The sequence below is a fragment of the Bacillus sp. AFS055030 genome, from assembly GCF_002574545.1.
Lineage (GTDB): Bacteria > Bacillota > Bacilli > Bacillales > Bacillaceae_G > Gottfriedia.
In genome coordinates this window covers 1-5,694 of sequence record NZ_NUGT01000061.1, presented here as the reverse complement: position 1 = coordinate 5,694, position 5,694 = coordinate 1, and the positions used below count along the sequence as shown (strand labels likewise).

At 32.3% G+C, this 5,694-nt stretch carries 4 protein-coding genes, 1 pseudogene and 1 other annotated feature; of the genes and pseudogenes, 3 read left to right on the top strand and 2 right to left on the bottom strand.

Annotated features, from left to right (window positions below; all coding sequences use genetic code 11):
- Positions 1-313 precede the first annotated feature (313 nt).
- Positions 314-573 (top strand) — a binding site (T-box leader).
- 73 nt (positions 574-646) lie between these two features.
- The 3 genes from CN925_RS15895 to CN925_RS15885 are packed head-to-tail and all read left to right on the top strand — an operon-like array spanning position 647 to position 2,748.
- On the top strand, positions 647-1,423 hold the full coding sequence (locus CN925_RS15895) for an amino acid ABC transporter substrate-binding protein (protein WP_098847354.1): 777 nt from the start codon (positions 647-649) through the stop codon (positions 1,421-1,423).
- Between the two features lie 16 nt (positions 1,424-1,439).
- Positions 1,440-2,081, top strand: a complete 642-nt coding sequence (locus CN925_RS15890) for an amino acid ABC transporter permease (protein WP_098847352.1) — start codon at positions 1,440-1,442, stop codon at positions 2,079-2,081.
- Between the two features lie 13 nt (positions 2,082-2,094).
- Entirely contained in the window at positions 2,095-2,748 is a 654-nt protein-coding gene (locus tag CN925_RS15885; RefSeq protein WP_098847350.1) for an amino acid ABC transporter ATP-binding protein, read from the top strand.
- A 249-nt stretch (positions 2,749-2,997) separates the two neighbouring features.
- On the opposite strand, the gene CN925_RS15880 is transcribed toward CN925_RS15885, so the two are convergent.
- Both CN925_RS15880 and CN925_RS15875 read right to left on the bottom strand, forming a co-directional pair.
- The gene (locus CN925_RS15880; RefSeq protein WP_098847347.1) at positions 2,998-4,005 is read right to left on the bottom strand and encodes a cytochrome d ubiquinol oxidase subunit II; all 1,008 of its coding nucleotides are present in this window, start codon (positions 4,003-4,005) and stop codon (positions 2,998-3,000) included.
- A 107-nt stretch (positions 4,006-4,112) separates the two neighbouring features.
- Positions 4,113-5,440: pseudogene (locus CN925_RS15875) on the bottom strand (cytochrome ubiquinol oxidase subunit I).
- Positions 5,441-5,694 lie beyond the last annotated feature (254 nt).

Sequence of the window (5,694 nt, the reverse complement as noted above, 5' to 3'; positions counted from 1 at the left end):
TTGCTTAGAACGAGTGTTAGCGCACTTGTTCTTAATGATAATTTATCATATTTTTTAATCGTAATTTATAAAAGATATGTTATTTTTGTGAATTGATAATTTTTGACAATTCCAATCAGTTTTATGAGCATTCAATCGACAATTTTTTATATTTCCCGAGAAATTTCCTATCCAAGTTTTGACAATTTTAACGTTTTTTTAAATAAAATTTGTTGACAGTTGTTTGTAATCTGTAATATTATTTGGTCATCGCAAAACAAACTAGTTTGATTTTATAAAAACTGCAGTATTGAACATATTTGAAAATTTAATTTTAAAAGCATTGATGAGAAATAGTAAAAGTATTAAGTTCTTAAACAGAGAGTTCCCGGTTGGTGCGAGGGGCGTAAGACAATATTTTGAACACATCTCTGAGCTGAGCACCGAACCCTTTATGGTAGTAGACTGTTTCCGGATCCCCTGCACCCGTTATCGTGCTAGAGTATAGCTTAATTGCTGCACTTGAAGAGGTTGGTATCGTGAGGTATCAATAAATAGAGGTGGAACCACGTGAGTAATACTCCCGTCCTCTAGCTGTTTTATATAGCTAGAGTGCGGGAGTTTTTTGTTTTTCAAAAATATAAATTATTTTAAGGGAGAGAATAAAATGAATAAAAAATTTATGTCAGCATTTATCATTTGTATGATTTCAATATTAGTTGTAACAGGTTGTGGAAAAGAAAAACGAAATGCGAACGAAGTAGTCGTTGGATTAGATGATACTTTTGTACCAATGGGTTTTAAAGATGATCAAGGTAAAGTTGTAGGTTTTGATATCGATTTAGCAAAAGAAGTTTTTAAACGTGAAAATATGAAAGTAACTTTCCAATCGATTGATTGGTCAATGAAAGAGACTGAGTTAAAATCAGGAAATATTGATGCAATTTGGAACGGCTATTCAATTACGGATGAGCGTAAGAAAAAAGTAAATTTCTCAGATGCATATTTAAAAAATAGACAAGTTATTATCACCCTAGCAAATTCAAGTATAAAAACAAAAGCAGATTTAAAAGGTAAGAATGTTGGGATTCAAGAAGGATCAAGTTCTTTAGATGCAGTTAATAAAGATAAAAACTTAGTAAAATCGTTTAACGGAAGTAAACCTGTATTATATGAAAACAACAACCAAGCTTTAATGGACTTAGAATCAAAACGTGTAGATGCGGTTGTAGCAGATGAAACATTAGCTAGATATTACATGAACAAAAGAGGCGAAAACAAATACAAAGTTTTAGAAGATAACTTTGGTGAAGAAGAGTATGGAATTGGCGTTCGAAAAGATGATGCTGAATTACTTAAAAAAATTAACAAACAAATTGGTGCTATGAAAAAAGATGGTACTTACGACAAAATATATAAAAAATGGTTCGGTACATTGAAATAAAAAGGAGCTTACAATCATGGAACAAATTACATCTTTATTACCTTCCATGCTTGATGGTTTAAAAGTTACGCTAGAGGTTTTCTTAATTACTCTAGCGTTAGCAATTCCACTTGGAATCATCATTGCACTTGGAAGACTTTCAAATATAACAGCAATCAAATCAATTATTAGTTCTTATATTTTATTAATGCGTGGTACACCTCTACTTTTACAATTAATCTTTATCTTTTTTGGTTTACCATTAGTCGGAATCGTCTTTGACCGTTTTACAACCGTTATTATCGCATTTGTACTTAATTACGCAGCTTATTTTGGGGAGATTTTCAGAGCTGGTATTCAATCAGTTGATAAAGGTCAATATGAAGCAGCAGAGGTTTTAGGATTGAGTCGCAGTCAAACTTTTAAAAGAATTATTCTGCCTCAAATGACTAAAAAAGTATTACCTCCTGTTTCAAACGAAGTAATTACTTTAGTAAAAGATTCAGCTCTTGTATATGTTGTTGGACTGGATGATATGCTTCGAGTAGCTAAAATCGCATCAAATACAAGTGCATCCCTACTACCTCTTGTATTCGTTGGTGTGATTTATCTACTACTAACAGCAATATTAACGAATTTATTTAAACGATTAGAAAATCGCTATTCATATTATAAATAAGGAGAGACTTTAAATGTTAAAAGTAAATAACTTAACAAAACAATTTAATAAACAAACCGTATTAAATGAAGTCTCTTTTGAAGTTAATAAAGGAGAAATCGTTACTCTATTAGGACAATCCGGAGCAGGAAAAACGACAATACTTCGTTGTATTAATGGCTTAGAAAGCTTCGATGGTGGATCAATTGAAATAGATGGGCAAGTGATAAAATCTAAAAAAGATCTTTTAAAAATAAGAAAAAATGTTGGACTTGTTTTTCAAAACTATAATTTATTCCCACATAAAACAGTAATTGAAAATATTATTGAAGCCCCTATTCTTGTACTAGGTATGAATAAAGAAGAAGCTACAAAAAGAGCAATCGATCTATTAAAACAAGTTGGTCTTAGTGATAAAGCAAATTCATTGCCATATGAGCTATCCGGCGGTCAGCAACAACGTGTTGCTATTGCTAGAGCGTGTGCGCTACAGCCAAAAATTCTTTGCTTTGATGAACCTACTTCTGCACTAGATCCTGAACTAACGAACGGAATTGCAGAGATTATGAAACAGTTAGCAAAGGACGGAATGAGCATTCTAGTCATTACTCACGACATGGAATTCGCAAAGAATGTTTCGACTCGTACACTACTTGTAAAAGAAGGAAAAGTTTTAGCAAGTGCATGAATGAATGTAGGCAAAAACTACTCTTCATTTCTATAAAAAGGTGAATTTAGCATGTTAATTGCAGATTCACCTTTTTTTATTTGCTTCATTCAATAAAAAAAGCGCCTTAAAGTTATAGGCGCCACTTACTCATTATCAATGAAAAAATTTACTAATAAAAGATAATCCCATAATAAAAGCTACAATAAAACATAAAAGCACAAGCCGCTTTTCATGTTTATTAGAAGAGTGCATTACATCTCCCCCACTTTACTTTTTGCCTTGAACGTATTCGGCATCAAATAAAAATAGTTTAAATAAGAACAATAACGATGGCACTAATAAGAGTAATCCTAAGAGAAATACTGTTACTAGCATAGTACCTGATGTTTGATTCGTGTATCCATTATAGATCGTAATATAAGGATCCAATATATATGGCAAGTGAGCTGCTCCATAGCCGAAAAAGGCGAAGAAAAATTGGAGCATGACAAATATAAAGGCTGTTCCGTAATTCCGTTTTAGTAAAATTAATGATGATGCGATTAAAAAACAAATTAATGATAATAAAAACATCCACCAATAATGATTTACGATATTTTGATAAAATCTAACGTTATTATCTCTTAATCCCACAAAGACAAGAAAGCTTGATAAAATCGTTGGAACGGTCCAGAATAAAGCATATTGTCTTAATATTGCTAGCGCACTTTCATCTTTCGCTTTACTTGCGTAATAGGTTAAAAATGTTGCGCTTATATATAGGACTGAAATAATTGCAATGATGACAACACTCCAGGAGTAAATACTTGTTAATAAATTTTTAGCTAAAAATTGAACGACTCCGTTTTTTTCAATTATATATCCTCCTCCAGAAATGGTCAGAACCGTACAAAGTGAAGCGGGAATCAATAGACCTGTTGCTCCATATAAGAACAAATAAACTTTATTTTCCTTTGATCCATAATTAGAAAAAGCATAAAATGATCCTCTAATTGCCAATAGGATTAACGAAATACTTCCTGGGATTAAAAGGGCTGTTCCATAATAAAATGCAACACTTGGAAAAAATCCTATAATGCCAACAAAGAAAAATACATTTGTTATCTCCCAAACAGGTGATAAATATCTACTAATCAAATTATTTATTAAGTGATCCTTTTTTGTTACTTTTCCATAATAAGCAAAGAATCCAGCACCGAAGTCAATTGATGCTATAATGATATATCCATATAGAAATATCCATAAAACGATTATTCCTAATAACTCAATATTCAATGTTCACCCTCCTATTCATTGGCTTTGTTTCAAATTGCAGTCGTACTCTTTAAAGCTACAATATTTATAACTTACCAAGAGTTTTTTAAATGACCTTTAAACAGAGCCTATTTTTTAAAACGATATTGAAGTTCATCTTCGGGTGGATTATGAATGAACATTTTTCGAATAACGATTGTACAAAAGACTCCTAAAAAGACATATAAAACAAAAAATAACCAAAACATACTGCCTAGTCCTTTGGCAGTTGTGGCTCCTTCTGAAACCTTCATATATCCTCTTAAAATCCACGGTTGGCGGCCTATTTCAGCAATCATCCATCCAAGTTCGATATTAATCATCGCCAATGGTCNNGCGCTAGTCCACGTAAAAGCCACTTATTATGCATCCAATTTTTCTTTTTAATAGAAAACACAACAAATATGAAGGTCATCGATATAATTAAGCCGACAAAAGTCATTTTTATATCAAATAAATAATGGATAAACAAAGGTGGCGTCTCTTCTTTTGGAAATTCATTTAATCCAGTTACTGGTGCATTAAAATCTGAGAAAGATAAAAAGCTTAACAGTTTAGGAATTCGAATTTCATATTTTACTTCATGTGTTTGATCATCAAGCGTTCCGAATAAGACAAAATCTGCCCCTCTTTCCGTCTCAAAATGCCATTCAATTGCTGCTAGTTTTTCTGGTTGATATTTAGCAAGGAATTTTGCGGAAACATCTCCCGTGACACCTGTTAAAACAGCAAAAATTAATCCTAGTGTTGCTGCTAATCGAAGCCCTTTTCGTGTGTATTCCGTATTTTTTCCTCTTAATAACTGAATAGCGGCAATCGACGTTAATATAAGAGCAGATGCAACATATGCAGTAACAACTACATGTAAAGTTTTGGAAGGAGCAGCTGGATTAAACATTGCGGCAATTGGATCGACCGTTTTAATGATTCCGTTTTTCAAAGTAAAACCTTGTGGAGTATTCATAAATGCATTTACTGTGGTAATGAAAAACGCCGACAAAGTTGAACCTAATATCACAGGTAAAATGATTAACCAATGATAAATAGGTTTTTTAAATCGATCCCAAGTGTATAAATAAATCCCTAAGAATATCGCTTCAAAAAAGAAGGCGAATGTTTCCATAAATAGTGGAAAACTAATTGCTTGACCAGCAATCCTCATAAAGCTCGGCCATAATAAAGATAGTTGTAAACCAATACATGTTCCAGTTACTACTCCAACTGCAACGGTAATTGTGTAACCCCTGGCCCATCTTCTTGCCATCAGCGTATAGTGTGGATCCTTTTTTAAAATTCCTAACCCTTCTGCAATAGCAATCATTAAGGGTATTCCTACGCCAATTGTTGCAAATATAATGTGAAATACTAGTGTCATACTTGTTAGTAATCTACTGAGTGTGACATTATCCAACTCCATATGAAATCTCCCCCTATAATGTATTATCTTATTGTCCTATGAAATTAATTATTCTAATCAAATGACCGATAATGTTACGATATTTTGAACATAATCAGTAAAATTTCATTTTTTTGTATCTATAAAAGTATGTTCCTATAACAATAAAGGTATACGGGGAATCTTAAGTACAAAGAAATTGATTGGTAAAACAAAAAACCACAAGGAAATCTTGTGGTTTTAGCACGCTGTTAAAAAAAAGAATTTGTCAATTA

Bases quoted from the DNA above. Each gene is read 5' to 3' on its own strand.
- CN925_RS15895 (WP_098847354.1), top strand. From the start codon at position 647: ATGAATAAAAAATTTATGTCAGCATTTATCATTTGTATGATTTCAATA.
- CN925_RS15890 (WP_098847352.1), top strand. From the start codon at position 1,440: ATGGAACAAATTACATCTTTATTACCTTCCATGCTTGATGGTTTAAAA.
- CN925_RS15885 (WP_098847350.1), top strand. From the start codon at position 2,095: ATGTTAAAAGTAAATAACTTAACAAAACAATTTAATAAACAAACCGTA.